Origin of the sequence: Enterobacter cloacae complex sp. AR_0002, from assembly GCF_001922365.1 — a bacterium.
In the GTDB taxonomy this organism is placed as follows: Bacteria; Pseudomonadota; Gammaproteobacteria; order Enterobacterales; family Enterobacteriaceae; genus Enterobacter; species Enterobacter hormaechei_C.
Window position 1 is genome coordinate 341,025 of record NZ_CP018814.1, and the last position, 22,422, is coordinate 363,446.

Sequence of the window (22,422 nt, forward strand, 5' to 3'; positions counted from 1 at the left end):
GAAGGGAGCCGCGCGGCTCCCTTTTTTTATGCCTGAACACGGAGTTATGCATGAAGGCTGTTACCCCTGAGAAGAGCGCTCCTTCCGGGAACCTTTCCCTTTTCCGCATCGCCTTTGCGGTGTTTCTGACCTATATGACCGTTGGCCTGCCGCTGCCGGTGATCCCCTTGTTCGTTCACCAGGAGCTGGGCTATGGCAACACCATGGTCGGCATTGCGGTGGGCATTCAGTTTTTAGCGACGGTATTAACCCGGGGCTACGCCGGTCGCCTGGCGGATCAGCACGGCGCAAAACGCTCGGCGTTGCAGGGCATGTTTGCCTGCGGGCTGGCGGGGGGAGCCTGGCTGCTGGCGGCGCTGTTGCCAATAGATGCAGCGTATAAATTCGCGCTGCTGGTGGTAGGGCGCCTGATCCTCGGCTTTGGCGAAAGCCAGCTGCTGACTGGCACCCTGACCTGGGGAATGGGGCTGGTGGGACCTGCGCGTTCCGGAAAAGTGATGTCCTGGAACGGGATGGCGATTTACGGCGCGCTGGCGGCAGGCGCGCCGCTGGGGCTGCTGATCCACAGCCAGTTTGGTTTTGCGGCGCTGGCAGGCACCACCATGGTATTGCCGCTGCTGGCGTGGGCGTTTAACGGTTCGGTGCGTAAGGTGCCCGCCCATAAAGGCGAGCGTCCTTCGCTGTGGAGCGTGGTGGGGCAAATCTGGCAGCCGGGGCTTGGGCTGGCGCTTCAGGGGGTGGGCTTCGCGGTTATTGGTACCTTTGTCTCCCTCTATTTCATGAGCCGCGGCTGGGCGATGGCGGGCTTTACGCTGACGGCCTTTGGCGGCGCGTTTGTATTGATGCGCGTGCTGTTTGGCTGGATGCCGGATCGCTTTGGCGGCGTGAAGGTGGCCGTGGCGTCACTTGTCATTGAGACCGTGGGTCTGGCACTGCTCTGGCAGGCGCCCTCTGCATCCGTTGCGCTGCTGGGTGCGGCGTTAACCGGCTGCGGCTGCTCGCTGATCTTCCCGGCGCTGGGCGTTGAAGTGGTGAAACGCGTGGCTCCGCAGGTGCGCGGCACGGCGCTGGGCGGCTATGCGGCGTTTCAGGATATCTCATACGGGGTCACCGGGCCGCTGGCGGGGCTGCTTGCAACGTCGTTTGGCTATCCTTCCGTATTTCTCGCCGGTGCGGTGTCAGCGGTGGTGGGGATTGTGGTGACGCTGGTGGCGTTTCGCAAGCGGTAGTATGTTGCCGGGTGGCGGCTTCGCCTTACCCGGCCTACGGTTCGAGCCGTTGTAGACCCGGTAAGCGAAGCGCCACCGGGCAAATCCTCACGCAACCAGCCAGAAAATCGCCAGCGCAATCACCAACGCGATCAACATCAATCCCGGACGGGCAGAAAGCGTTTTGAACGTATCAACTACGGGGGCAAACAGCGGGCTGTAGATCGGCTGAATGTTTCTTACCTCCGGCACGCCGCCTTCCCGCTCGGCGCGGCGAACAAAGATCTGATTGAGCACATCCTGCACCTGGGCGGTGGTCAGCAGCGTTTGCGGCGTAGCCTGCCAGCTCTGCTGAGCGTAATCCCGGATCGTATCGAACTCGTGCGGTTCCAGCGGTTGTTTCAGCGCCGCCTGTACGCTGTGCAGGGTCGGGGCGCTCTGGGTGCTGAGCGTCTGACGCGCCTGGAGCCAGGTGACCAGATGGGTAAACTGTTTTGCCGGGATCATCTCGCCCGCTTTCACACCGGAAAGTTCCAGCATGGATTGCCAGATAAGCTTTGTTGGTTCGCCGGTTGCGGCAGCCAGCTTAGTGACCATCTGCTTGAGCGTATTATGCTCCGCAGGCTGCAATGGCCGTTCTGTAGACGGGCGCTGTTGCGGCTGCGGGATAGAAAGCTGATTGCTTTGCAGCAGGGTCAACACGGTTTTCAGCTGTTCCGGCGAAAGCTGGCTCAGGGCGGTATGACCGTACTGTTGACGGATAAAATCACTCACCGCCTGGCGATTATTCCCCTGGCCCAACAGCTCGGTCAGCTGCGAGATAATCTGGCGGGTGGTATGTTGCTGCTGTGCGCTGGTAAGACGCTGGTTCAGGTTTTGTTCGGCGGCAGGGAAATGGCGCGACTGTAGCGGCGCATCGTTTCTGACGCCCAAATCGTGCTTCACGCCGGCCCACACCTCTGCGTTTTGCTGTGAGGTCAACGCAATAAGACGCGTGATCAGACGCTCCAGTACGGTGCGTTGCTGCGTGGAGAGCGGTTGTTCGCCTGGCGTGTTGGGCGTTACGGGGCCTTCACCCGGAGGGCGCGGAGGCGTACCTGAAATGGGCTGCATCGTCAAAAATCCTTAAAGTCAAACTCTGCGTAACCGGGCGGAGATATATGCCCGGCGGCGAGATTATGGCACACTTGGCAGGTTTACTTCCTCTCAAACAGGTACTCAGACGTGAAAATCCTCGTTGATGAAAATATGCCTTACGCCCGTGAGCTGTTCAGCCGCCTGGGTGAGGTTAAGGCTGTCCCTGGTCGCCCGATTCCGGTCAGCGAACTGGACGATGCAGACGCCCTGATGGTGCGCTCGGTGACTAAAGTAAATGAGGCGCTGCTCACCGGCAAAGGGGTTAAATTTGTCGGGACGGCAACGGCCGGGACCGATCATGTGGATGACCAGTGGCTTAAGCAAGCGGGGATTGGTTTTTCCGCGGCGCCAGGCTGTAACGCCATTGCCGTCGTGGAATATGTTTTCTCCTCGCTATTGATGCTGGCCGAGCGCGATGGTTTTACGCTGAAAGATCGCACCGTCGGGATTGTGGGTGTGGGCAACGTGGGCGGACGTCTGCAAAAGCGTCTGGAAGCCTGGGGAATCCGCACCCTGCTGTGCGATCCGCCGCGTAAGGATAACGGTGATGAAGGCGACTTCCGCACACTGGATGAGCTGGTCGACGAGTGCGACGTCATCACCTTCCATACGCCGCTCTTTAAAGAGGGGCCGTATAAGACCCTGCACCTGGCCGACGAAAAGCTGATCCGCCGTCTGAAGGCTGGCACTATTCTGATAAATGCCTGCCGGGGACCGGTGGTGGATAACGCGGCGCTGCTGGCATGTCTCGACGAAGAACAAGAGCTTAGCGTCGTGCTGGACGTCTGGGAGCCAGAGCCGGATCTCAACGTCGCATTGCTGGATAAGGTAGACGTAGGTACCGCACATATCGCGGGTTATACCCTTGAAGGCAAAGCGCGTGGCACAACCCAGGTGTTTGAGGCTTACAGCGCCTTTATCGGCCATCCGCAGCAGGTAGCGCTGGATACGCTGCTGCCCGCCCCGGAATTTGGCCGCATTACCCTTCATGGCCTGCTGGATGAGGCAACGCTGAAAAGACTGGTGCATTTGGTGTATGATGTGCGCCGCGATGACGCGCTGCTGCGTAAAGTGGCGGGTATTCCGGGTGAGTTTGACAAGCTACGCAAAAATTACCTTGAGCGCCGCGAGTGGTCTTCCCTGTATGTCATGTGCGATGACGCGTCAGCGGCGGGGCTGCTGCATAAACTGGGATTTAACGCCGTTCACCACCCGGCACGTTAATGTCTTCTTAATGCTCCCTGTCGGATGCTCCGGCAGGGACGCTTTTTATTTCTGGAGTAAACCACCATGTCTGAAGGCTGGAACATTGCCATTTTGGGTGCCACTGGCGCCGTGGGCGAAGCCCTGCTTGAAACCCTTGCTGAGCGTCAGTTCCCGGTGGGTGAGATTTACGCACTGGCGCGTAACGACAGCGCAGGAGAACATCTGCGTTTCGGCGGGAAATCCTTGATGGTGCAGGACGCCGCCGCGTTTGACTGGACGCAGGCTCAGCTGGCGTTTTTTGCCGCAGGTGCGCAAGCCACGGCGTCTTACATTGAAGAAGCGACAAATTCAGGCTGTCTGGTGATCGACCTGAGCGGCCTGTTCTCCCTGGAGCCGGATGTGCCGCTGGTGGTGCCGGACGTCAACCCGTTTGTGCTGGCTGACTACCGCAACCGCAACATCATTGCAGTACCGAACAGCCTCACCAGCCAGCTGCTGACCGCGCTGAAGCCGCTGATCGACGACGGTGGCCTGTCGCGTATTTCCGTGACCAGCCTGCTGTCAGCCTCCGCTAACGGCAAAAAAGCCGTAGACGCACTGGCAGGGCAGAGCGCGAAGCTGCTGAACGGTATCCCGATCGACGAAGATGATTTCTTTGGCCGCCAGCTGGCGTTCAACATGCTGCCGCTACTGCCGGATCGTGAAGGTTCGGTGCGGGAAGAGCGTCGTATCGTCGATGAAGCACGCAAAATTTTGCAGGATGACGGGCTGATGATCTCCGCGAATGTCGTGCAGTCTCCGGTCTTTTACGGCCACGCGCAGATGGTCGGGTTTGAAGCCCTGCGTCCGCTGGCGGCTGAAGAAGCCCGCGACGCGTTTGGCCGCGGAGAGGACATTGTCCTGTCCGAAGAGAGCGAATTCCCGACGCAGGTGGGCGACGCCACCGGCAGCGCGCATCTCTCTGTGGGCTGTGTGCGTAACGATTACGGTATGCCTGAGCAGGTGCAGTTCTGGTCTGTTGCCGACAACGTGCGTTTCGGCGGCGCGCTGATGGCGGTCAAAATCGCGGAAAAACTGGTGCAGGAGTATCTGTACTGATGTCAGATGTGGAACAAAAGTCGGTCCACAGAATTGCCCTCGGCATTGAATACGATGGCAGTAAATACTATGGCTGGCAGCGGCAGAATGAGGTGCGCAGCGTCCAGGAGAAGCTGGAGAAAGCGCTCTCTCAGGTAGCGAATGAACCGATAAGCGTCTTCTGCGCGGGCCGCACCGATGCCGGCGTTCACGGCACGGGGCAGGTGGTGCATTTTGACACCACCGCCGTGCGCAAAGACGCGGCCTGGACGCTGGGTGTAAATGCGAATTTGCCTGGTGACATTGCCGTGCGTTGGGTGAAAGCTGTGCCGGATGATTTTCACGCGCGTTTCAGCGCGACGGCGCGGCGCTACCGTTATGTCATCTATAACCAGCGCCTGCGCCCGGCGGTGTTAAGCCAGGGCGTGACGCATTTTTATGAACCGCTGGATGCAGAACGTATGCAGCGTGCGGCGCAGTGTCTGATTGGAGAGAATGATTTTACGTCGTTTCGTGCGGTGCAGTGTCAGTCCCGTACGCCGTGGCGTAACGTCATGCACATTAACGTCAGTCGGTATGGCGCGTATGTGGTGGTGGATATCAAAGCCAATGCCTTTGTACATCATATGGTGCGGAATATTGTGGGCAGCCTGATGGAAGTGGGCGCCGGACACCAGCCGGAGAGCTGGATTGCAGAACTGCTTGCAGCGAAGGACAGAACGCTTGCGGCAGCAACGGCGAAAGCGGAAGGGCTGTATCTGGTTTCGGTGGATTATCCGGACCGGTTCGACCTGCCAAAACCGCCAATGGGCCCGCTGTTTTTAGCGGACTAAACAAAGGTGCAATTAGGGCTTAGACAATATGGACGTAATACGTTTTCTGATTGATTTCATCCTGCATATTGATGTTCACCTGGCGGAGCTGGTCGCGCAGTACGGCGTCTGGGTTTACGCCATTCTGTTCCTCATTCTGTTCTGTGAAACCGGCCTTGTGGTTACGCCGTTCCTGCCTGGAGATTCACTGCTGTTCGTGGCGGGCGCGTTATCCGCACTGCCAACGAATGACCTGAATGTCCATCTGATGGTCGTCCTGATGATCATCGCCGCGATTGTTGGTGATGCGGTCAACTACACCATCGGGCGGGTGTTTGGCGAGCGGTTGTTCAGTAATCCGGACTCGAAGATTTTCCGCCGCAGTTATTTAGATAAGACCCATGCGTTCTATGAGCGCCATGGCGGTAAGACCATTATCCTTGCCCGTTTTGTGCCTATTGTGCGTACATTTGCACCGTTTGTGGCGGGAATGGGTCACATGTCCTATCGTCATTTTGCCATGTACAACGTGGTGGGCGCGCTGCTGTGGGTGCTGCTGTTCACCTATGCAGGCTACCTGTTTGGCGATCTGCCGGTGGTTCAGGAAAACCTTAAGTTACTGATTGTAGCGATTATTGTGCTTTCCGTACTGCCTGGCGTCATCGAAATTATCCGTCACAAACGCGCGGCGGCAAAGCAAGCGAAGTAAATGCACGCTGGCGGTTCGACCACTTTTTTATCCAAAGTTTCGGGCTGTTATGTTTTAATGTGCAACATTCATGGTCTGTTGGAGGCAAAAATGGCATTATTCGCCTCTTACAGCAAAACTGGCATACGACCAGGTTCAGGCAGAAAGGTTATCAATGAGCTGGATTGAACGAATTAAAAGCAACATTACCCCAACGCGTAAAGCGAGCATTCCTGAAGGGGTATGGACGAAGTGTGATAGCTGCGGCCAGGTTCTGTATCGCGCAGAGCTGGAACGCAATCTTGAGGTGTGTCCGAAGTGTGACCACCATATGCGTATGTCGGCGCGCAACCGCCTGCATAGCCTGCTGGACGAAGGTTCTCTGGTAGAACTGGGCAGCGAACTGGAGCCAAAAGATGTGCTCAAGTTCCGCGACTCCAAAAAATACAAAGATCGTCTGGCCTCTGCGCAGAAAGAGACCGGCGAGAAAGACGCGCTAATCGTCATGAAAGGCACCCTGCATGAAATGCCGGTGGTTGCCGCCGCGTTTGAGTTCTCCTTTATGGGCGGCTCAATGGGCTCCGTGGTCGGCGCGCGTTTCGTGCGTGCCGTTGAGCAGGCGCTGGAAGACAACTGCCCGCTGATCTGCTTCTCCGCCTCCGGTGGCGCACGTATGCAGGAAGCGCTGATGTCCCTGATGCAGATGGCGAAAACCTCTGCGGCGCTGGCGAAAATGCAGGAGCGCGGTCTGCCGTACATTTCGGTACTGACCGACCCAACCATGGGCGGCGTTTCTGCAAGCTTCGCCATGCTGGGCGACCTGAACATCGCGGAGCCAAAAGCGCTGATCGGCTTTGCCGGTCCTCGCGTTATCGAGCAGACCGTACGTGAGAAACTGCCGCCGGGCTTCCAGCGCAGTGAGTTCCTCATTGAGAAAGGCGCTATCGATATGATCGTCCGCCGTCCGGAAATGCGCCTGAAACTGGCCAGCATTCTGGCGAAGCTGATGAATCTGCCAGCGCCTAACCCGGACGAGCCGCGCGAAGGCGTGGTGGTACCGGATCAGGAACCCGAGGCCTGATAACTGAAAAGGGCAGGGCCGAATGGCGCTGCCCTTTTGCTTTCTAAACCGTTAATGACAACCGGGCATCATGGAAAATAAAAGCATTCCTCAAGCCACGTCGCCCCTGGCCGCGTGGCTTTCTTATCTGGAAAACCTGCACAGTAAAACTATCGACATGGGCCTTGAGCGCGTAAGCCAGGTTGCCGCGCGTCTTGACGTGCTGAAACCCGCGCCTTTCGTGTTTACCGTCGCCGGCACTAACGGTAAAGGCACCACCTGCCGCACGCTGGAATCTGTCCTGATGGCGGCGGGGTACAAAGTTGGCGTTTACAGCTCGCCGCATCTGGTGCGCTATACCGAGCGCGTGCGGGTGCAAAACACCGAGCTGGCGGAATCGGCCCATACGGCGTCGTTTGCCGCTATCGAAGCGGCGCGCGGCGAAACCTCATTAACCTATTTCGAATATGGCACCCTGTCGGCGCTGTGGCTGTTTAAGCAGGCGCAGCTGGACGTGGTGATCCTGGAAGTGGGGCTGGGCGGGCGTCTGGATGCCACCAATATGGTGGATGCGGATGTCGCCGTCGTCACCAGCATCGCGCTGGATCACACCGACTGGCTGGGCCCGGACCGCGAGAGCATTGGCCGTGAGAAGGCCGGTATTTTCCGGGCCAATAAGCCTGCCGTGGTAGGCGAACCGGACATGCCACATACCATCGCTGAGGTAGCGAAAGAGAAGGGCGCTCGTCTGCTGCGTCGCGGCGTGGACTGGCAGTATGAGGTGCAGGACAACGGCTGGCGCTTCAGCGATGCGCAGGGCGTGCTGGAGAGTCTGCCCCTGCCGCAGGTGCCACAGCCTAACGCGGCGACTGCGCTGGCAGCCCTGCGCGCCAGCGGATTAGCGGTAAGCGAGCAGGCAATCCGCGATGGCATTCAGAACGCACTGTTACCAGGACGTTTTCAGATTGTGAGTGAGTCACCGCGTCTGATTCTGGATGTTGCACATAACCCGCATGCGGCGGCGTACCTCGCAGGACGTCTCAAATCGTTACCAAAAACCGGGCGCGTGCTGGCGGTTATCGGTATGCTTCATGATAAAGATATCGGCGGCACGCTGGCCTGCATGGAGAGTGTGGTCGATAGCTGGTATTGTGCTCCTCTGGAAGGGCCGCGCGGCGCGACTGCTGAGCAGTTGATGGAACATCTCGGCAAAGGCGAAATCTACAGCAGTGTGGTTTCGGCCTGGCGTGCCGCGATGGCGGAGGCTAAACCAGAAGATACCGTGCTGGTGTGTGGGTCATTCCACACGGTGGCACATGTCATGGAAGTGATGGACGCGGGGAGAACCGGTGGCGAGTAAGTTTCAGAACCGTTTAACAGGAACCATTGTGCTGGTCGCGCTCGGGGTGATTATTCTCCCGGGATTGCTCGACGGGCAGAAAAAGCATTACCAGGATGAATTTGCGGCCATTCCGCTGGTACCCAAACCGGGCGATCGCGACGAGCCCGATATGTTGCCAGCGGCAACGCAGGCGCTGCCTGCCCAGCCGCCAGAAGGCGCAGCGGAAGAGGTGCGCGCAGGTGATGCAGCCGCACCGTCGCTCGATCCCTCGCGCCTGGCGACGAACAATAACATCGAGATTGATCCGGTGCCGGTAGAACAGCCTAAGCCTGTTGAGAAGCCGAAACCGGTGGAGAAGCCGCAGCCGAAACCGCAGCGGGATAAAGCGGCCGAGCAACTGGCAGCCGCTTCAGAAACGCCACCGCAGGCAAAACAGGACGCGGCCCCTACCGGCAAAGCCTATGTCGTTCAGCTCGGTGCGTTGAAAAATGCAGATAAGGTCAATGAGATCGTGAGTAAACTGCGCGGCGCGGGATACCGTGTTTATACTTCACCCACCACGCCGGTACAGGGTAAAATTACGCGTATCCTCGTGGGGCCGGATGCGTCGAAAGATAAGCTCAAAGGTTCGCTTGGCGAGCTGAAGCAAATCTCCGGCCTGAGCGGTGTGGTGATGAACTACAGCGCCAACTGATAGAAATTATCCCCTCACCCTGGCCCTCCCCCTAAAGGGGCGAGGGGTCGGTTTACTCCCTCTCCCTTGAGGGAGAGGGCCGAGGTGAGGGGGAGGCAGACGTTCACAGAAACGTCAAAGGTGCGGGGCGTTGAGCATTTTTTCAGCGCCTTTTTTATTTACGCGTGGGAAGGAAATCCCTACGCAAACGTTTTCTTTTTCTGTTAGAATTCGCCCCGAACTGGATGACAGGGCGTTAAATCGTGGGACACATATGGTCTGGATTGATTACGCCATCATTGCGGTGATTGGTTTTTCCTGTCTGGTTAGCCTGATCCGTGGCTTTGTTCGTGAAGCGTTATCGCTGGTAACCTGGGGTTGTGCTTTCTTTGTTGCCAGTCATTACTACACTTACCTGTCTGTCTGGTTCACGGGCTTTGAAGATGAACTGGTCCGAAACGGAATCGCCATCGCGGTGCTGTTTATCGCGACGCTGATTGTCGGCGCTATCGTCAATTACGTGATAGGTCAGCTGGTCGAGAAAACCGGTCTGTCAGGAACGGACAGGGTGCTCGGCATCTGTTTCGGCGCGTTGCGAGGCGTGCTCATTGTGGCCGCGATCCTGTTCTTCCTGGATACCTTTACCGGGTTCTCCAAAAGTGAAGACTGGCAAAAATCGCAGCTCATTCCGGAGTTCAGCTTCATCATCAGATGGTTCTTTGACTATCTGCAAAGCTCGTCGAGTTTCTTGCCCAGGGCATAAACCCTGAGATGTGGCTTAACGAGGAAAAGACGAATGTGCGGTATTGTCGGTATCGCCGGTTTCATGCCGGTAAACCAGTCGATTTATGACGCGTTAACGGTGCTTCAGCACCGTGGGCAGGATGCTGCGGGTATCATCACCATTGATGCAAACAACTGCTTCCGTTTACGCAAGGCGAACGGCCTGGTAAACGATGTATTTGAAGCCCGCCATATGCAGCGTCTGCAAGGTAATATGGGGATCGGTCACGTTCGTTATCCTACTGCTGGCAGTTCCAGCGCCTCTGAGGCTCAGCCTTTTTACGTTAACTCCCCGTATGGCATCACGCTTGCCCACAATGGTAATCTGACCAATGCCCACGAGCTGCGTAAAAAGCTGTTTGAAGAGAAACGTCGCCACATTAACACCACCTCTGATTCTGAAATCCTGCTCAATATCTTTGCCAGCGAGCTGGATAACTTCCGCCATTATCCGCTGGAAGCAGACAACATTTTTGCTGCCGTTGCCGCGACTAATCGCCAGATCCGTGGCGCGTATGCTTGCGTGGCGATGATCATCGGTCATGGCATGGTAGCCTTCCGCGATCCAAACGGCATTCGCCCGCTGGTGCTCGGCAAACGTGATCTCGGCGATGGCCGTTCCGAGTACATGGTTGCCTCCGAAAGCGTGGCGCTGGATACTCTGGGCTTCGAATTCCTGCGTGATGTCGCGCCAGGCGAAGCGGTCTACATCACTGAGAAGGGCCAGCTGTTTACCCGTCAGTGCGCCGACAATCCGGTGAGCAACCCGTGCCTGTTCGAATACGTTTACTTCGCGCGTCCGGACTCGTTCATCGACAAGATTTCCGTTTACAGCGCGCGCGTCAATATGGGGACGAAGCTGGGCGAGAAGATTGCCCGCGAGTGGGACGATCTCGACATCGACGTCGTCATCCCAATCCCTGAAACCTCCTGTGATATCGCGCTGGAGATTGCCCGTATTCTGGACAAGCCGTACCGTCAGGGCTTCGTGAAAAACCGCTACGTGGGCCGCACCTTTATCATGCCGGGCCAGCAGCTGCGTCGTAAGTCAGTACGTCGTAAGCTGAACGCTAACCGCGCCGAGTTCCGCGACAAGAACGTGCTGCTGGTGGACGACTCTATTGTGCGCGGCACGACGTCTGAGCAGATCATCGAGATGGCGCGTGAGGCCGGGGCGAAGAAAGTGTATCTTGCCTCCGCAGCGCCGGAAATTCGTTTCCCGAACGTGTATGGCATTGATATGCCAACCGCTAACGAGCTGATTGCTCACGGTCGTGAAGTAGACGAAATCCGGCAGATCATCGGTGCCGACGGTCTGATTTTCCAGGATCTGAACGATCTGATCGACGCGGTGCGCGCCGAGAACCCGGATATTCAGCAGTTCGAATGCTCGGTATTCAATGGGATCTACGTGACGAAAGACGTTGACCAGCAGTATCTCGACTATCTGGATTCTCTGCGTAACGACGATGCGAAAGCCGTCCAGCTGCAAAACGATCTCGAAAGCTTAGAGATGCACAACGAAGGTTGATGCGTATGCAGGTGAGGGCGCTCGCCCTCACTTGCAACTCCCCGTAAAATCCTGCACAGTCTGCCCTGAAATCAGCAAGGGCGAAAATCATGAAACGACTCATTGTAGGGATCAGCGGTGCCAGCGGCGCGATTTATGGCGTCCGGCTGTTACAGGTGCTGCGTGACGTTGCAGGCGTAGAAACCCATCTGGTGATGAGCCAGGCGGCGCGTCAGACCCTCTCTCTTGAAACCGATCTCTCTCTGCGCGACGTTCAGGCCCTGTCTGACGTTGTCCACGATGCCCGCGATATCGCCGCCAGCATCTCTTCGGGCTCGTTTAAAACGGCCGGCATGGTTATTTTGCCCTGTTCGATTAAAACCCTTTCCGGCATTGTAAACAGCTATACCGACACGCTGGTGACGCGTGCAGCGGATGTGGTGCTGAAAGAGCGTCGTCCTCTGGTGCTCTGCGTGCGGGAAACGCCGCTGCACCTGGGACATCTGCGTTTAATGACGCAGGCAGCCGAACTGGGTGCCGTGATTATGCCGCCGGTCCCCGCGTTCTATCATCGTCCGCAAACGCTGGATGATGTCATCAACCAGACCGTTAACCGCGTGCTGGATCAGTTCGATATCGACCTGCCGGAAGATCTCTTTACCCGCTGGCAGGGGGCGTGAAGCTGTGCACAAACAAGGTGCATGAAAAGACAATTTGCCCTGTTTCAGGGCAAAACTGCAACCGCGATCATATCCTCGACATTTAATTCGCTTTTTCCCTTTTTCTCTTTCCGGTTCGTTCGGCAGACCTGCTATCTTTCACCATTAAGGCAGTATCGCAACGTTTTATTAACATATTTAACGTCGTAGTTTTATCCCGACGACAATGTGGCATAAGACCTGCAAGAGCAGCCTGCAACACAACACACAACATAAACCATAATAAAATCACGGTTCTTGAGGGTAAATGTATGAAGAAGACGGTTCTGGCTCTGTCTTTGCTCGTGGGCTTGAGTGCGGCAGCAAGTAGCTATGCAGCGCTTCCACAGACAGTTCGTATCGGTACAGACGCAACCTACGCGCCATTCTCTTCCAAGGATGCGAAAGGCGACTTCGTGGGGTTTGATATCGATCTGGGAAATGAGATGTGCAAACGCATGGAAGTGAAATGCACATGGGTGGGCAGTGACTTTGACGCGCTGATCCCGTCGCTGAAAGCCAAGAAAATTGATGCCATTATCTCTTCTCTCTCCATCACGGAAAAACGTCAGCAGGAGATTGCCTTCTCTGAGAAGCTCTACGCTGCCGACTCACGTCTGATTGCCGCGAAAGGCTCGCCAATCCAGCCGACCATCGACTCGCTGAAAGGCAAACATGTTGGCGTGCTTCAGGGTTCGACCCAGGAAGGTTACGCCAATGCTAACTGGCGCGAGAAGGGCGTCGATGTTGTGGCTTACCAGAACCAGGATCTGATCTACTCTGACCTGGCGGCAGGCCGTCTGGATGCCGCGTTTCAGGATGAAGTCGCCGCGAGCGAAGGCTTCCTGAAACAGCCTGCGGGTAAAGAGTACGCCTTTGCCGGCCCGTCGGTAAAAGACAAAAAATACTTTGGCGACGGTACCGGTATTGGCCTGCGTAAGGATGATACCGAGCTGAAAGCCGCCTTCGACAAAGCGTTTAATGAGCTGCGTAAAGACGGTACCTACGACAAACTGGCGAAGAAATACTTCGATTTCAACGTCTACGGTGATTAATGCCTGAATGAGATGCCCTGAAGTGGTGCATCTCTGCGGGGTTGTGTTCCAGTATGGTGCAACGCATGCACCATGCTGGATCGCTGTGTGCATAGTTAAGCATTTATAATGCAAAAATTCCCGTTCAAAGGCATTAATCTTTGCCTGAATGAGGGGATTAATGGCACATTAGCAACACCCCGTCGTCGTAAAAATCTCGTATTAAGACAGTTTGTTGAGGACAGATATGAAAAAACTGGTGTTGTCACTTTCTCTGGTACTGGCTTTTTCCAGCGCCACCGCGGCATTCGCAGCAATTCCGCAGAAAATTCGTATTGGAACTGACCCAACCTATGCACCTTTCGAATCGAAGAATGCGAAGGGAGAACTGGTCGGTTTTGACATCGATCTGGCTAACGAGCTGTGCAAACGCATTAAAGTGCAATGTACCTACGTTGAAAACCCGCTGGATGCGCTGATCCCGTCCCTGAAAGCGAAGAAAATTGACGTGATCATGTCCTCCCTGTCCATCACTGAAAAACGTCAGCAGGAGATTGCCTTCACGGACAAACTCTACGCGGCGGACTCACGTCTGGTGGTGGCGAAATCCTCTGACATTCAGCCAACCCTTGAATCTCTGAAAGGCAAACGCGTGGGCGTGTTGCAGGGTACTACGCAGGAAACCTACGGCAACGAGCACTGGGCGCCAAAGGGGATTGAAATTGTCTCTTACCAGGGTCAGGAAAACATCTACGCAGACCTGACGGCAGGCCGCATTGATGCAGCATTCCAGGATGAAGTGGCGGCAAGCGAAGGCTTCCTGAAACAGCCTGTGGGTAAAGATTACAAGTTCGGCGGTCCGTCCATTAAGGACGAAAAACTCTTTGGCGTTGGCACCGGTATGGGCCTGCGTAAAGAAGACAACGAACTGCGTGAAGCCCTGAACAAAGCGTTCGCCGAGATGCGCGCGGACGGCACCTATGACAAGCTGGCGAAAAAGTACTTCAATTTTAATGTTTACGGCGGCTAATCGCCCCGTCTGATAACGTGCGGCCCCTCCCGTTCCGGGAGGGGAAAAGACACGGTTCCACCACTCACGAGACGACAGGGCACGCGGTATGCTGTACGGATTTTCTGGCGTTATTTTACAGGGCGCGCTTGTCACCCTTGAGCTGGCTATCAGCTCCGTGGTGCTGGCGGTGCTGATAGGCCTGGCGGGCGCGGGGGCTAAATTATCCGCCAACAGACCGCTGGCGCTGATATTTGAAGGCTATACCACGCTGATTCGCGGCGTGCCTGACCTGGTGCTGATGCTGCTGATCTTTTACGGCCTGCAAATCGCACTTAACGGCGTGACGGATGCCATCGGCATGGAGCAGATCGATATCGACCCGATGGTGGCCGGTATTATTACCCTTGGTTTTATCTACGGTGCCTATTTCACTGAGACTTTCCGCGGCGCTTACATGGCCGTGCCGAAAGGGCATATTGAAGCGGCGACCGCCTACGGTTTTACCTCCTCACAAACGTTTCGCCGGATCATGTTCCCGGCCATGATGCGCTACGCGCTGCCGGGCATCGGGAACAACTGGCAGGTTATTCTCAAGGCAACGGCGCTGGTCTCCCTGCTGGGTCTGGAAGATGTGGTGAAGGCCACGCAGCTGGCAGGTAAAAGCACCTGGGAACCGTTCTATTTTGCGGTGGTTTGCGGCGTAATCTATCTGGTCTTTACGACCGTCTCCAATGGTGTGCTGCTTCTGCTCGAACGTCGCTACTCCGTGGGTGTGAAGAGGGCTGACCTGTGATTGAGATTATTCAGGAGTACTGGAAATCCCTGCTTTGGACAGATGGCTACCGCTTTACTGGCGTGGCGATCACGCTGTGGCTGCTGATCTCCTCGGTGGTAATGGGCGGCATTCTGGCGGTGTTTCTCGCCATTGGCCGCGTGTCGAACAATAAATTTATTCAGTTCCCTATCTGGCTGTTCACCTACGTGTTTCGCGGTACGCCGCTGTACGTACAGCTGCTGGTGTTCTATTCCGGGATGTACACGCTGGAGATCGTGAAAGGCACCGAGATGCTGAACGCGTTCTTCCGCAGCGGTCTGAACTGTACGGTGCTGGCACTGACCCTCAATACCTGCGCCTATACCACCGAGATCTTCGCCGGGGCCATCCGTTCTGTGCCGCACGGTGAGATCGAGGCGGCGCGCGCGTACGGCTTCTCGTCCGTGAAGCTCTACCGTTGTATTATTCTGCCTTCGGCGCTGCGTATTGCGCTGCCGGCGTACAGCAACGAAGTGATTTTAATGCTGCATTCGACGGCACTGGCGTTTACCGCCACGGTACCGGATCTGTTAAAGATTGCCCGCGATATTAACTCTGCCACCTACCAGCCGTTTACGGCGTTTGGCATTGCAGCAGTGCTCTATTTGATCATTTCTTACGTCCTGATCAGCCTGTTCCGTAAGGCTGAAAAACGCTGGTTGCAGCATATAAAACCGTCGACGCACTGAGAATTTATGATGGCTGAGAACAAATTAAACGTAATTGATTTGCACAAGCGCTACGGCGAACATGAAGTGCTGAAAGGGGTGTCGCTGGAGGCTAACGCGGGCGACGTGATCAGTATTATCGGCTCATCAGGTTCGGGTAAAAGTACCTTCCTGCGCTGCATCAACTTCCTCGAAAAGCCGAGCGAAGGGTCGATTGTGGTGAGCGGACAGAACATCAACATGGTCCGTGATAAAGACGGCCAGCTTAAAGTGGCGGATAAAAACCAGCTGCGCCTGCTGCGTACACGCCTGACGATGGTGTTCCAGCACTTCAACCTCTGGAGCCACATGACGGTGCTGGAGAACGTGATGGAAGCGCCGGTTCAGGTGCTCGGCTTAAGCAAGCAGGAAGCCCGCGAGCGTGCGGTCAAATACCTGGCGAAAGTGGGTATCGACGAGCGGCAGCAGATCAAATATCCGGTGCACCTGTCAGGGGGACAGCAGCAGCGTGTTTCCATCGCCCGTGCGCTGGCGATGGAGCCGGAAGTGTTGCTGTTTGACGAACCGACTTCCGCGCTGGATCCTGAACTCGTTGGCGAAGTGCTGCGCATCATGCAGAAGCTGGCGGAAGAGGGCAAAACGATGGTGGTGGTGACGCACGAGATGGGCTTCGCCCGTAACGTTTCTAACCACGTTATCTTCCTGCATCAGGGCAAGATAGAAGAGCAGGGGCATCCGGACGAAGTGCTGGCGAACCCGCAAAGCCCGCGTTTGCAGCAGTTCCTGAAAGGCTCGTTGAAGTAGGTTTGGCCTTTCTCCCTCTCCCTGTGGGAGAGGGCCGGGGTGGGGGCATCAGGCCGCAGAGCCGCCCAATTGCCCGGTGGCGCTTCGCTTACCGGGCCTACAAAAACCGTAGGCCGGGCAAACGCAGTGCCGCCCGGCATTCAACACTCGAGCCGATAGACCCAGTCGTCATACCGTACGCCGTTAATCTCGTACGCCTTCTCCAGCACCTGCGTGCGCACAAAACCCGCTTTCTCAAGGACCCGCACCGACCCGACGTTATCCGCCAGCACGTACGCGTTTATCGCCTTCACGCCCGTCTGGTTAAATGCATACTCACACACCGCGCGCAGCGCTTCGCTGGCAATGCCTTTTCCCTGCGCGGCAGGCACAACCGTGTAGCCAATATCCGCCTCTTCACGGTTCGCCGCACTGATTTGCAGGCCGATATCCCCGAGCGGCTTAACGTCGTTATGCAGACGGATTACAAAGACATGCTCCGCCATCAGGCGTGCGGCAAATACGCGGCGCGTCTCTTTTTCCGGTGTAATAGCGGCCATATAGCGCATGATGGCGGGGTCTTCGCGCAGAGAGCGGAAGAATGCCCAGTCAGAAGGTTCGAAAGGGGTGAGGTTAAGCCGGGTTGTGGTGATGGTTGCCATAGTTACGCCATATCATCCAGACATGGCGTATAACTCTAACATATTCACTGCACCACATCCCCCAGCGCCTCTTCCAGGTCATACCAGCGGAACGTAAACCCGGCCGCTTCCAGCCGTTTTGGCAGCGCGCGCTGCCCGCCCAGTACCAGCACCGAAGACTCACCCATCAGCAGACGAATCGCCGTCGCAGGCACGCGCAGCACCGCCGGGCGATGCAGGGCATGACCCAGGGCATGAGCAAATTGCTCATTACGTACCGGATACGGAGACACCATGTTAAACGGCCCGCGCAGGTCGTTATCCAGCAGCCAGAGAATACCGTTGACCATATCGTCGATATGGATCCACGCCAGATACTGACGACCGTTTCCGATGGGCCCGCCAAGCCCCATTTTAAACGGCGGCAACATTTTACCGAGAATACCGCCTTTCGGAGCAAGCACCACGCCGGTGCGCAGCAGGCAGACGCGGGTGTTATCGCTCTGCGCCCCGCAGGCGATACGCTCCCATTGGGCGCAGAGTTTATGGGTAAACTCGTTGTGCGGCGGCTCTTCTTCGGTCACCACCACTTCACCAAGATCGCCATAGTAGCCTGTAGCAGAGCCTGAAATCAGCACCGAGGGCGGCGTCTCGCTGTTGCGAATCAGCTCAACCAGCCTTTCGGTCATATTCCAGCGACTGCTGCATAAACGCTGTTTTTGCTCTTCGGTCCAGCGTTTATCGGCGATTGGTTCGCCTGCAAGGTTGATGACGGCGTCAAAGCCGTTCAGATCCTGCCTTTCCGCCAGGCCTTTCCAGATCTCAACGCCGGTGCCCAGCACCTGGCGCGCTTTCTCCGGGCTGCGCGTGACCACGGTAATGTCGTGATGCAACGCCTGCAAACGTGGAATGAGATGGCGACCAATCAGGCCCGTACCGCCGGTGAGCAGGATCTTCATACAACCTCCAGGTTTACGCCTGGCGCTGCCAGCTTAACGTCATGGAGACGGAGTCGGCGTAGCGCAGGGCGTGAAGTTTATCGATCTCCACTTCAGCATAAGTGACCCAGTGGTGTTCGCGTGCGATGTCGAGCACATCCTGAGTTAATTTTTCCAGTAGCGCAAAACGGTTGTTCTCAACGTACTGGATGATGCTTTTGGTGATCGTGCGATAGTTCAACGCGTCATTGATGTCTTCGCTGGCGCGCGCCTTGTCTGCCGGATAGTGGATCACTACATTCACCACGATATCCTGGCGATTCGCGATCTCCTCCTCTTTGATACCAATGAAAGTGCGTAAGCGTAAGTTTTTTATACGAATAATAGCGTCATGCTGGGACATTGCAGGTCTTCTCCGTGTCAGTATTTTCACCTCATCATACATGAGGAGAACACCTGCACCCAACGGGGCGCAGGATCAAATCTGATGGATTTTTTGCATGGCGCGTTCGGTGGCCGGGCGGGTCCGGATGCGCTCAAACCAGTTGTTCACCGCCGGATAAGTGGCCAGGTCGATCCGGTGGCGTTCATGGGTATTGATCCACGGCCAGCAGGCGATATCTGCGATGCTGTAATGCTCACCTCCCAGCCACGGTGATTTTTCCAGCCGACGGTTCAGTACCCCGTACAGGCGCTGGGTTTCGACCTGATATCGCTCAATGGCGTAAGGGATCGTCTGCGGCGCATAGGCCGTAAAGTGGTGATTCTGCCCCAGCATCGGCCCGAGGCCGCTCGACTGCCAGAATAACCATTGCAGCGTGTGATGACGCTCGCGCAACTCACCGCTCAGGAGCTTGCCGGTTTTCTCTGCCAGATAGAGCAAAATCTCTCCGGACTCAAACAGGCTTAACGGTTTGCCGCCGTCAGAGGGCAGGTTATCAATGATGGCCGGAATTTTATTGTTGGGCGAGATGGCCAGAAAAACGGGGCGGAACTGGTCGCCTTTACTGATATCCACGCGAATGATCCGGTAGTCCACTTCGGCTTCTTCAAGAAAGAGTGTGATCTTATGGCCATTAGGGGTGGGGGCATAATAGAGATCTATCATTCTCAACTCCTGTCAGTGCGAATAGTGTTGCCATGAAAAATCAGTATAGGTGCTTGTTGTAAATCGTGAGTTTTCATCAAGTGACAGCGAGGCAAAGAGATTATATGTTGAGTGAAAACCGATCAGCCGAAGAGGATGTTATGAGCCAGCCTGTAATAACGTTGTGGTCCGATGCGAACTTTTTTTCTCCTTATGTCATGAGCGTTTATGTGGCGCTGGCAGAAAAGGGGCTTACTTTTACTCTGAAAACCGTTGACCTGGACAGCGGCGAACACCTGAAGCCTCAGTGGCAGGGCTACGCGCTCACTCGCCGAGTCCCTGTGCTGGAGATCGACGGTTTTGAGTTGAGTGAATCTTCGGCGATTGACGAGTACCTTGAGGACCGATTTGCCCCGCCTGAGTGGGAACGCATCTATCCTCACGATCTGCAAAAGCGCGCCCGCGCCCGCCAGATCCAGGCGTGGCTGCGTAGCGACCTGGTGCCGATTCGCACAGAACGCTCCACGGACGTGGTGTTCGCTGGCGTCAAAAAGCCCGCCCTCAGTTAGGAAGGCTTATCCAGCGCCCGGAAGCTGATTGAAACTGCGTCATCGCTGCTGGCGCAGGGTAACCCCAACCTGTTTGGCGAGTGGTGCATTGCCGACATCGATCTGGCGCTGATGCTCAATCGCCTGATCCTCAACGGGGATGACGTCCCACAACTGCTGGTAGATTACGCCACATTCCAGTGGCAACGCGCGTCGGTACAGCGCTATCTGGCACTCTCTGCTAAGCGCGCGGGCTGATAAGACGGGACGCTTGAGGTATGATAGGGGCAGTCTGTATTCCCGAGGAGTAACTGATGAAACTGATGTTTGCGTCGGATATTCATGGATCGCTGCCCGCGACCGAACGCGTGCTTTCTCTGTTCGCCCAAAGCGGGGCGCAATGGCTGGTGATCCTGGGCGATGTGTTAAATCACGGCCCACGCAATGCGTTGCCGGAAGGCTATGCTCCCGCGCAGGTGGCGGAAAAACTTAATCATTTTGCCTCGCGCATTATCGCCGTTCGCGGCAACTGTGACAGTGAAGTTGACCAGATGCTGCTGCATTTTCCCATTACCGCTCCCTGGCAACAGGTGTTGATGGAAAACAGCCGTTTGTTCCTGACCCACGGGCACCTGTTCGGCCCGGATAACCTGCCGTCACTCGCCGCTGGCGATGTCCTGGTTTATGGTCATACTCATATTCCGGTGGCGGAAAAGCGCGGGGCGTTTTATCACTTTAACCCCGGGTCTGTCAGCATTCCTAAAGGCGGCAACCCGGCAAGCTACGGCATGTATGAAGACGGGACATTAAGCGTTATCGCACTTAATGATCAGCAAGTTATTGCGCAGATAGCGATTAATCCGTAAGTTACACCACAACTGCAAACGCGCCGAAAGAGCGCTTAGACGAGAAGGTTTCCCGATGGTGGAGCAGAATCATTTGGCAAGTACTGAATGGGTTGACATTGTCAGCGAAGAAAATGAAGTGATCGCGCAGGCCAGCCGCGAACAAATGCGTGCGGAGCGTCTGCGTCACCGCGCGACGTACATCGTTGTTCATGACGGCATGGGCAAGATTCTGGTCCAGCGTCGCACCGACACCAAAGATTTTCTTCCTGGTATGCTGGATGCCACAGCGGGTGGCGTCGTGCAGGCCGATGAAGTGCTGCTGGATTCCGCGCGTCGTGAAGCGGAAGAAGAGTTAGGTATCGCTGGCGTGCCGTTTGCCGAGCACGGCCAGTTTTATTTTGAAGATGAGCATTGCCGCGTATGGGGCGGGCTGTTTAGCTGCGTTTCCCATGGGCCTTTCGCCTTGCAGGAAGAGGAAGTGAGCGAAGTCAGCTGGATGACGCCGGAAGAGATCACCGCGCGTTGCGACGAATTCACGCCGGATTCCCTTAAAGCACTGGCGCTGTGGATGACCCGCAACGCCAAAAACGAATCCGCTAAACCGGAAAATAAGGCGGAAAAAGAGGAAGAGGCTGAGTAAGCCTTAACAGCTTTCCCGCAGACACAGGCTGGACGCGATGGGTTTATGGTCGCGCCAGTCTCCGTCATTAAGACGTTCCAGTAACGCTTTCCCGGCTTCAATCCCAATCTTGCGATGCGGTACTGCCATCGTCGTCAGCGGCGGCTGACAGACGCGACTGACGTCGCTGTCGCCAAAACCTACGACCGCTAAATCGTCCGGCACCTTGATGCGCCGACGCTGGCACTCATACAGCGCGCCGCAGGCCAGTTCATCTGACACGCACACCAGCGCATCCAGCTCCGGCCACGCCAGCAGGAACTCTGGCAATTGTGCCGCGCCGGTGGAGAAGTTCGGCGGCATGGCGGCATTAATCACTCTGTTCGGCGCCAGGTGGTGGCGCAGCATCGCCTTGTACCAGCCCTGCAAATGCTGCTGAAAAATCCACTGTTCCTGGTTAGCGCACAGCAGGCCGATATTCTGGTAGCCGCGCTGAATCACCATCTCGGTAAGTTCATACATGGCGGCGACGTTATCAATCCCGATATTCATATCAATCGGATCGGCACGCATTGCACCCATTTCCATCACCGGGATAGAGGCGTTTTTTAGCCAGTGTCGCACGGTATCGGAGTGCTCGACGCTGAGCAGTATCGCCGCGGCGATGTTCGAGGCCAACAGCGTTTCAAGCAGTTTCTCTTCCTGTTCAAGACGATGCTGAGATTCCGCCAGCATGATCTGATATCCGGCTGGCTGGAGCACCTGCTGTAGCCCGGCGAACATCTCGGAACAGCCAGCTTCGGAAAGATCGGGTACAACCATCGCAATCGTCCATGACGATGCCGATGCCAGTGCGCTGGCGGCAAGATTGGGCATGTATCCCAGCTCCTGCACCGCGGCTTCAATTTTTTCACGCAGTTTATCGGAAACCTGTTCGGGCGTGCGGAGGGCACGGGAAACAGTCATCGTGCCTACGCCGGCAAGCTGCGCGACATCCGCGAGCGTTACTTTTCCGGTACTGCGCCGTTTTCGGGTTAAAGACATACATCTTCCTGCTGACAGGACGCGATTCAGTTTCATCCTTCATTTTACGTGACAGGCAGTATACGCCTTAAATCCCTTTTTTTGCTGTGATTTCGCACCATGATAGTAATTTGATAGCGCTATCACAGTTCTGCATGTTAGTTGTTGGTAGCGCTATCTTTGTGATCGCGATCGCAGTCATTAATTGATGGG

24 protein-coding genes and 1 pseudogene are annotated in these 22,422 nt (G+C 56.2%); 19 read left to right on the plus strand and 6 right to left on the minus strand.

What is annotated here, in order from left to right:
• The first annotated feature begins 50 nt into the window (after nucleotides 1-50).
• Nucleotides 51-1,229 carry an MFS transporter gene (locus AM329_RS01815; protein ID WP_032609759.1) on the plus strand — a complete coding sequence of 393 codons (1,179 nt, stop codon included), beginning with the start codon at nucleotides 51-53 and terminating at the stop codon, nucleotides 1,227-1,229.
• Nucleotides 1,230-1,316: 87 nt separating this feature from the next.
• Here the strand turns inward: AM329_RS01815 and flk are convergent, their stop codons facing one another.
• The gene (gene flk / locus AM329_RS01820) at nucleotides 1,317-2,321 is read right to left on the minus strand and encodes a flagella biosynthesis regulator Flk (RefSeq protein ID WP_032609758.1); all 1,005 of its coding nucleotides are present in this window, start codon (nucleotides 2,319-2,321) and stop codon (nucleotides 1,317-1,319) included.
• Nucleotides 2,322-2,432: 111 nt separating this feature from the next.
• Between flk and pdxB the strand changes: the two genes are divergently transcribed.
• From pdxB to hisP, 15 genes are all read left to right on the plus strand, one after another.
• On the plus strand, nucleotides 2,433-3,569 hold the full coding sequence (gene pdxB, locus AM329_RS01825) for a 4-phosphoerythronate dehydrogenase PdxB (RefSeq protein WP_003861401.1): 1,137 nt from the start codon (nucleotides 2,433-2,435) through the stop codon (nucleotides 3,567-3,569).
• Between the two features lie 66 nt (nucleotides 3,570-3,635).
• Nucleotides 3,636-4,649 (plus strand): aspartate-semialdehyde dehydrogenase, encoded by a 1,014-nt coding sequence (locus tag AM329_RS01830; protein ID WP_032609757.1) that lies wholly within the window; start codon nucleotides 3,636-3,638, stop codon nucleotides 4,647-4,649.
• Nucleotides 4,649-5,461 carry a tRNA pseudouridine(38-40) synthase TruA gene (gene truA, locus AM329_RS01835; RefSeq protein WP_032609755.1) on the plus strand — a complete coding sequence of 271 codons (813 nt, stop codon included), beginning with the start codon at nucleotides 4,649-4,651 and terminating at the stop codon, nucleotides 5,459-5,461. Before AM329_RS01830 ends, truA begins: the two co-directional genes overlap by 1 nt.
• 28 nt (nucleotides 5,462-5,489) lie before the next feature.
• Nucleotides 5,490-6,149, plus strand: coding sequence for a DedA family protein (locus AM329_RS01840; protein WP_003861406.1), 660 nt, complete (start codon nucleotides 5,490-5,492; stop codon nucleotides 6,147-6,149).
• 154 nt (nucleotides 6,150-6,303) lie between these two features.
• Nucleotides 6,304-7,209 carry an acetyl-CoA carboxylase, carboxyltransferase subunit beta gene (accD, locus tag AM329_RS01845; protein WP_003861408.1) on the plus strand — a complete coding sequence of 302 codons (906 nt, stop codon included), beginning with the start codon at nucleotides 6,304-6,306 and terminating at the stop codon, nucleotides 7,207-7,209.
• Between the two features lie 70 nt (nucleotides 7,210-7,279).
• On the plus strand, nucleotides 7,280-8,548 hold the full coding sequence (folC, locus tag AM329_RS01850; RefSeq protein WP_017692992.1) for a bifunctional tetrahydrofolate synthase/dihydrofolate synthase: 1,269 nt from the start codon (nucleotides 7,280-7,282) through the stop codon (nucleotides 8,546-8,548).
• Nucleotides 8,538-9,224, plus strand: coding sequence for a cell division protein DedD (gene dedD / locus AM329_RS01855; protein WP_003861412.1), 687 nt, complete (start codon nucleotides 8,538-8,540; stop codon nucleotides 9,222-9,224). Before folC ends, dedD begins: the two co-directional genes overlap by 11 nt.
• Before the next feature lie 253 nt (nucleotides 9,225-9,477).
• A complete protein-coding gene (gene cvpA, locus AM329_RS01860) occupies nucleotides 9,478-9,966 on the plus strand; it encodes a colicin V production protein (RefSeq protein WP_000262116.1) in 489 nt (162 codons plus the stop codon).
• A 33-nt stretch (nucleotides 9,967-9,999) separates the two neighbouring features.
• Entirely contained in the window at nucleotides 10,000-11,517 is a 1,518-nt protein-coding gene (purF, locus tag AM329_RS01865) for an amidophosphoribosyltransferase (protein ID WP_008502595.1), read from the plus strand.
• Nucleotides 11,518-11,606: 89 nt separating this feature from the next.
• Nucleotides 11,607-12,176, plus strand: a complete 570-nt coding sequence (locus AM329_RS01870) for a UbiX family flavin prenyltransferase (RefSeq protein ID WP_023314587.1) — start codon at nucleotides 11,607-11,609, stop codon at nucleotides 12,174-12,176.
• 290 nt (nucleotides 12,177-12,466) lie between these two features.
• Entirely contained in the window at nucleotides 12,467-13,249 is a 783-nt protein-coding gene (gene argT, locus AM329_RS01875; RefSeq protein WP_015572255.1) for a lysine/arginine/ornithine ABC transporter substrate-binding protein ArgT, read from the plus strand.
• Nucleotides 13,250-13,475: 226 nt separating this feature from the next.
• Entirely contained in the window at nucleotides 13,476-14,258 is a 783-nt protein-coding gene (gene hisJ, locus AM329_RS01880) for a histidine ABC transporter substrate-binding protein HisJ (protein ID WP_022651544.1), read from the plus strand.
• Nucleotides 14,259-14,346: 88 nt separating this feature from the next.
• The gene (locus AM329_RS01885; protein WP_015572256.1) at nucleotides 14,347-15,033 is read left to right on the plus strand and encodes a histidine ABC transporter permease HisQ; all 687 of its coding nucleotides are present in this window, start codon (nucleotides 14,347-14,349) and stop codon (nucleotides 15,031-15,033) included.
• The gene (locus AM329_RS01890) at nucleotides 15,030-15,743 is read left to right on the plus strand and encodes an ABC transporter permease (protein WP_003861424.1); all 714 of its coding nucleotides are present in this window, start codon (nucleotides 15,030-15,032) and stop codon (nucleotides 15,741-15,743) included. Before AM329_RS01885 ends, AM329_RS01890 begins: the two co-directional genes overlap by 4 nt.
• A 9-nt stretch (nucleotides 15,744-15,752) precedes the next feature.
• The gene (gene hisP / locus AM329_RS01895) at nucleotides 15,753-16,526 is read left to right on the plus strand and encodes a histidine ABC transporter ATP-binding protein HisP (protein WP_003861426.1); all 774 of its coding nucleotides are present in this window, start codon (nucleotides 15,753-15,755) and stop codon (nucleotides 16,524-16,526) included.
• A 140-nt stretch (nucleotides 16,527-16,666) separates the two neighbouring features.
• On the opposite strand, the gene AM329_RS01900 is transcribed toward hisP, so the two are convergent.
• From AM329_RS01900 to yfcG, 4 genes are all read right to left on the minus strand, one after another.
• Entirely contained in the window at nucleotides 16,667-17,167 is a 501-nt protein-coding gene (locus tag AM329_RS01900) for a GNAT family N-acetyltransferase (RefSeq protein ID WP_022651543.1), read from the minus strand.
• A gap of 44 nt (nucleotides 17,168-17,211) precedes the next feature.
• Nucleotides 17,212-18,105 (minus strand): TIGR01777 family oxidoreductase, encoded by an 894-nt coding sequence (locus AM329_RS01905; protein WP_003861430.1) that lies wholly within the window; start codon nucleotides 18,103-18,105, stop codon nucleotides 17,212-17,214.
• Between the two features lie 13 nt (nucleotides 18,106-18,118).
• Nucleotides 18,119-18,487: a dihydroneopterin triphosphate 2'-epimerase gene (gene folX / locus AM329_RS01910; RefSeq protein ID WP_003861432.1), complete on the minus strand. Its 369-nt coding sequence runs from the start codon at nucleotides 18,485-18,487 to the stop codon at nucleotides 18,119-18,121.
• A 75-nt stretch (nucleotides 18,488-18,562) separates the two neighbouring features.
• Nucleotides 18,563-19,192: a GSH-dependent disulfide bond oxidoreductase gene (gene yfcG / locus AM329_RS01915; RefSeq protein WP_003861434.1), complete on the minus strand. Its 630-nt coding sequence runs from the start codon at nucleotides 19,190-19,192 to the stop codon at nucleotides 18,563-18,565.
• 140 nt (nucleotides 19,193-19,332) lie between these two features.
• Here yfcG and yfcF point away from each other — a divergent pair.
• The 3 genes and pseudogenes from yfcF to yfcD all read left to right on the plus strand — a co-directional run bounded on the left by yfcF (nucleotide 19,333) and on the right by yfcD (nucleotide 21,207).
• Nucleotides 19,333-19,977: pseudogene (yfcF, locus tag AM329_RS01920) on the plus strand (glutathione transferase).
• 56 nt (nucleotides 19,978-20,033) lie between these two features.
• Complete coding sequence (gene yfcE / locus AM329_RS01925; RefSeq protein ID WP_017692997.1) at nucleotides 20,034-20,585, plus strand: phosphodiesterase; 552 nt, start codon at nucleotides 20,034-20,036, stop codon at nucleotides 20,583-20,585.
• 55 nt (nucleotides 20,586-20,640) lie between these two features.
• On the plus strand, nucleotides 20,641-21,207 hold the full coding sequence (gene yfcD, locus AM329_RS01930) for an NUDIX hydrolase YfcD (RefSeq protein ID WP_003861439.1): 567 nt from the start codon (nucleotides 20,641-20,643) through the stop codon (nucleotides 21,205-21,207).
• 3 nt (nucleotides 21,208-21,210) lie between these two features.
• On the opposite strand, the gene AM329_RS01935 is transcribed toward yfcD, so the two are convergent.
• Nucleotides 21,211-22,230 (minus strand): LacI family DNA-binding transcriptional regulator, encoded by a 1,020-nt coding sequence (locus tag AM329_RS01935; RefSeq protein ID WP_032609750.1) that lies wholly within the window; start codon nucleotides 22,228-22,230, stop codon nucleotides 21,211-21,213.
• Nucleotides 22,231-22,422: the final 192 nt, after the last annotated feature.

Bases quoted from the DNA above. Each gene is read 5' to 3' on its own strand.
- folC (WP_017692992.1), top strand. From the start codon at position 7,280: ATGGAAAATAAAAGCATTCCTCAAGCCACGTCGCCCCTGGCCGCGTGG.
- AM329_RS01900 (WP_022651543.1), bottom strand. From the start codon at position 17,167: ATGGCAACCATCACCACAACCCGGCTTAACCTCACCCCTTTCGAACCT.
- yfcG (WP_003861434.1), bottom strand. From the start codon at position 19,192: ATGATAGATCTCTATTATGCCCCCACCCCTAATGGCCATAAGATCACA.
- truA (WP_032609755.1), top strand. From the start codon at position 4,649: ATGTCAGATGTGGAACAAAAGTCGGTCCACAGAATTGCCCTCGGCATT.
- flk (WP_032609758.1), bottom strand. From the start codon at position 2,321: ATGCAGCCCATTTCAGGTACGCCTCCGCGCCCTCCGGGTGAAGGCCCC.
- accD (WP_003861408.1), top strand. From the start codon at position 6,304: ATGAGCTGGATTGAACGAATTAAAAGCAACATTACCCCAACGCGTAAA.
- yfcD (WP_003861439.1), top strand. From the start codon at position 20,641: ATGGTGGAGCAGAATCATTTGGCAAGTACTGAATGGGTTGACATTGTC.
- AM329_RS01870 (WP_023314587.1), top strand. From the start codon at position 11,607: ATGAAACGACTCATTGTAGGGATCAGCGGTGCCAGCGGCGCGATTTAT.
- AM329_RS01840 (WP_003861406.1), top strand. From the start codon at position 5,490: ATGGACGTAATACGTTTTCTGATTGATTTCATCCTGCATATTGATGTT.
- AM329_RS01885 (WP_015572256.1), top strand. From the start codon at position 14,347: ATGCTGTACGGATTTTCTGGCGTTATTTTACAGGGCGCGCTTGTCACC.
- hisP (WP_003861426.1), top strand. From the start codon at position 15,753: ATGGCTGAGAACAAATTAAACGTAATTGATTTGCACAAGCGCTACGGC.
- AM329_RS01935 (WP_032609750.1), bottom strand. From the start codon at position 22,230: ATGTCTTTAACCCGAAAACGGCGCAGTACCGGAAAAGTAACGCTCGCG.
- purF (WP_008502595.1), top strand. From the start codon at position 10,000: ATGTGCGGTATTGTCGGTATCGCCGGTTTCATGCCGGTAAACCAGTCG.
- yfcE (WP_017692997.1), top strand. From the start codon at position 20,034: ATGAAACTGATGTTTGCGTCGGATATTCATGGATCGCTGCCCGCGACC.
- folX (WP_003861432.1), bottom strand. From the start codon at position 18,487: ATGTCCCAGCATGACGCTATTATTCGTATAAAAAACTTACGCTTACGC.
- hisJ (WP_022651544.1), top strand. From the start codon at position 13,476: ATGAAAAAACTGGTGTTGTCACTTTCTCTGGTACTGGCTTTTTCCAGC.
- argT (WP_015572255.1), top strand. From the start codon at position 12,467: ATGAAGAAGACGGTTCTGGCTCTGTCTTTGCTCGTGGGCTTGAGTGCG.
- AM329_RS01905 (WP_003861430.1), bottom strand. From the start codon at position 18,105: ATGAAGATCCTGCTCACCGGCGGTACGGGCCTGATTGGTCGCCATCTC.
- AM329_RS01830 (WP_032609757.1), top strand. From the start codon at position 3,636: ATGTCTGAAGGCTGGAACATTGCCATTTTGGGTGCCACTGGCGCCGTG.
- AM329_RS01815 (WP_032609759.1), top strand. From the start codon at position 51: ATGAAGGCTGTTACCCCTGAGAAGAGCGCTCCTTCCGGGAACCTTTCC.
- cvpA (WP_000262116.1), top strand. From the start codon at position 9,478: ATGGTCTGGATTGATTACGCCATCATTGCGGTGATTGGTTTTTCCTGT.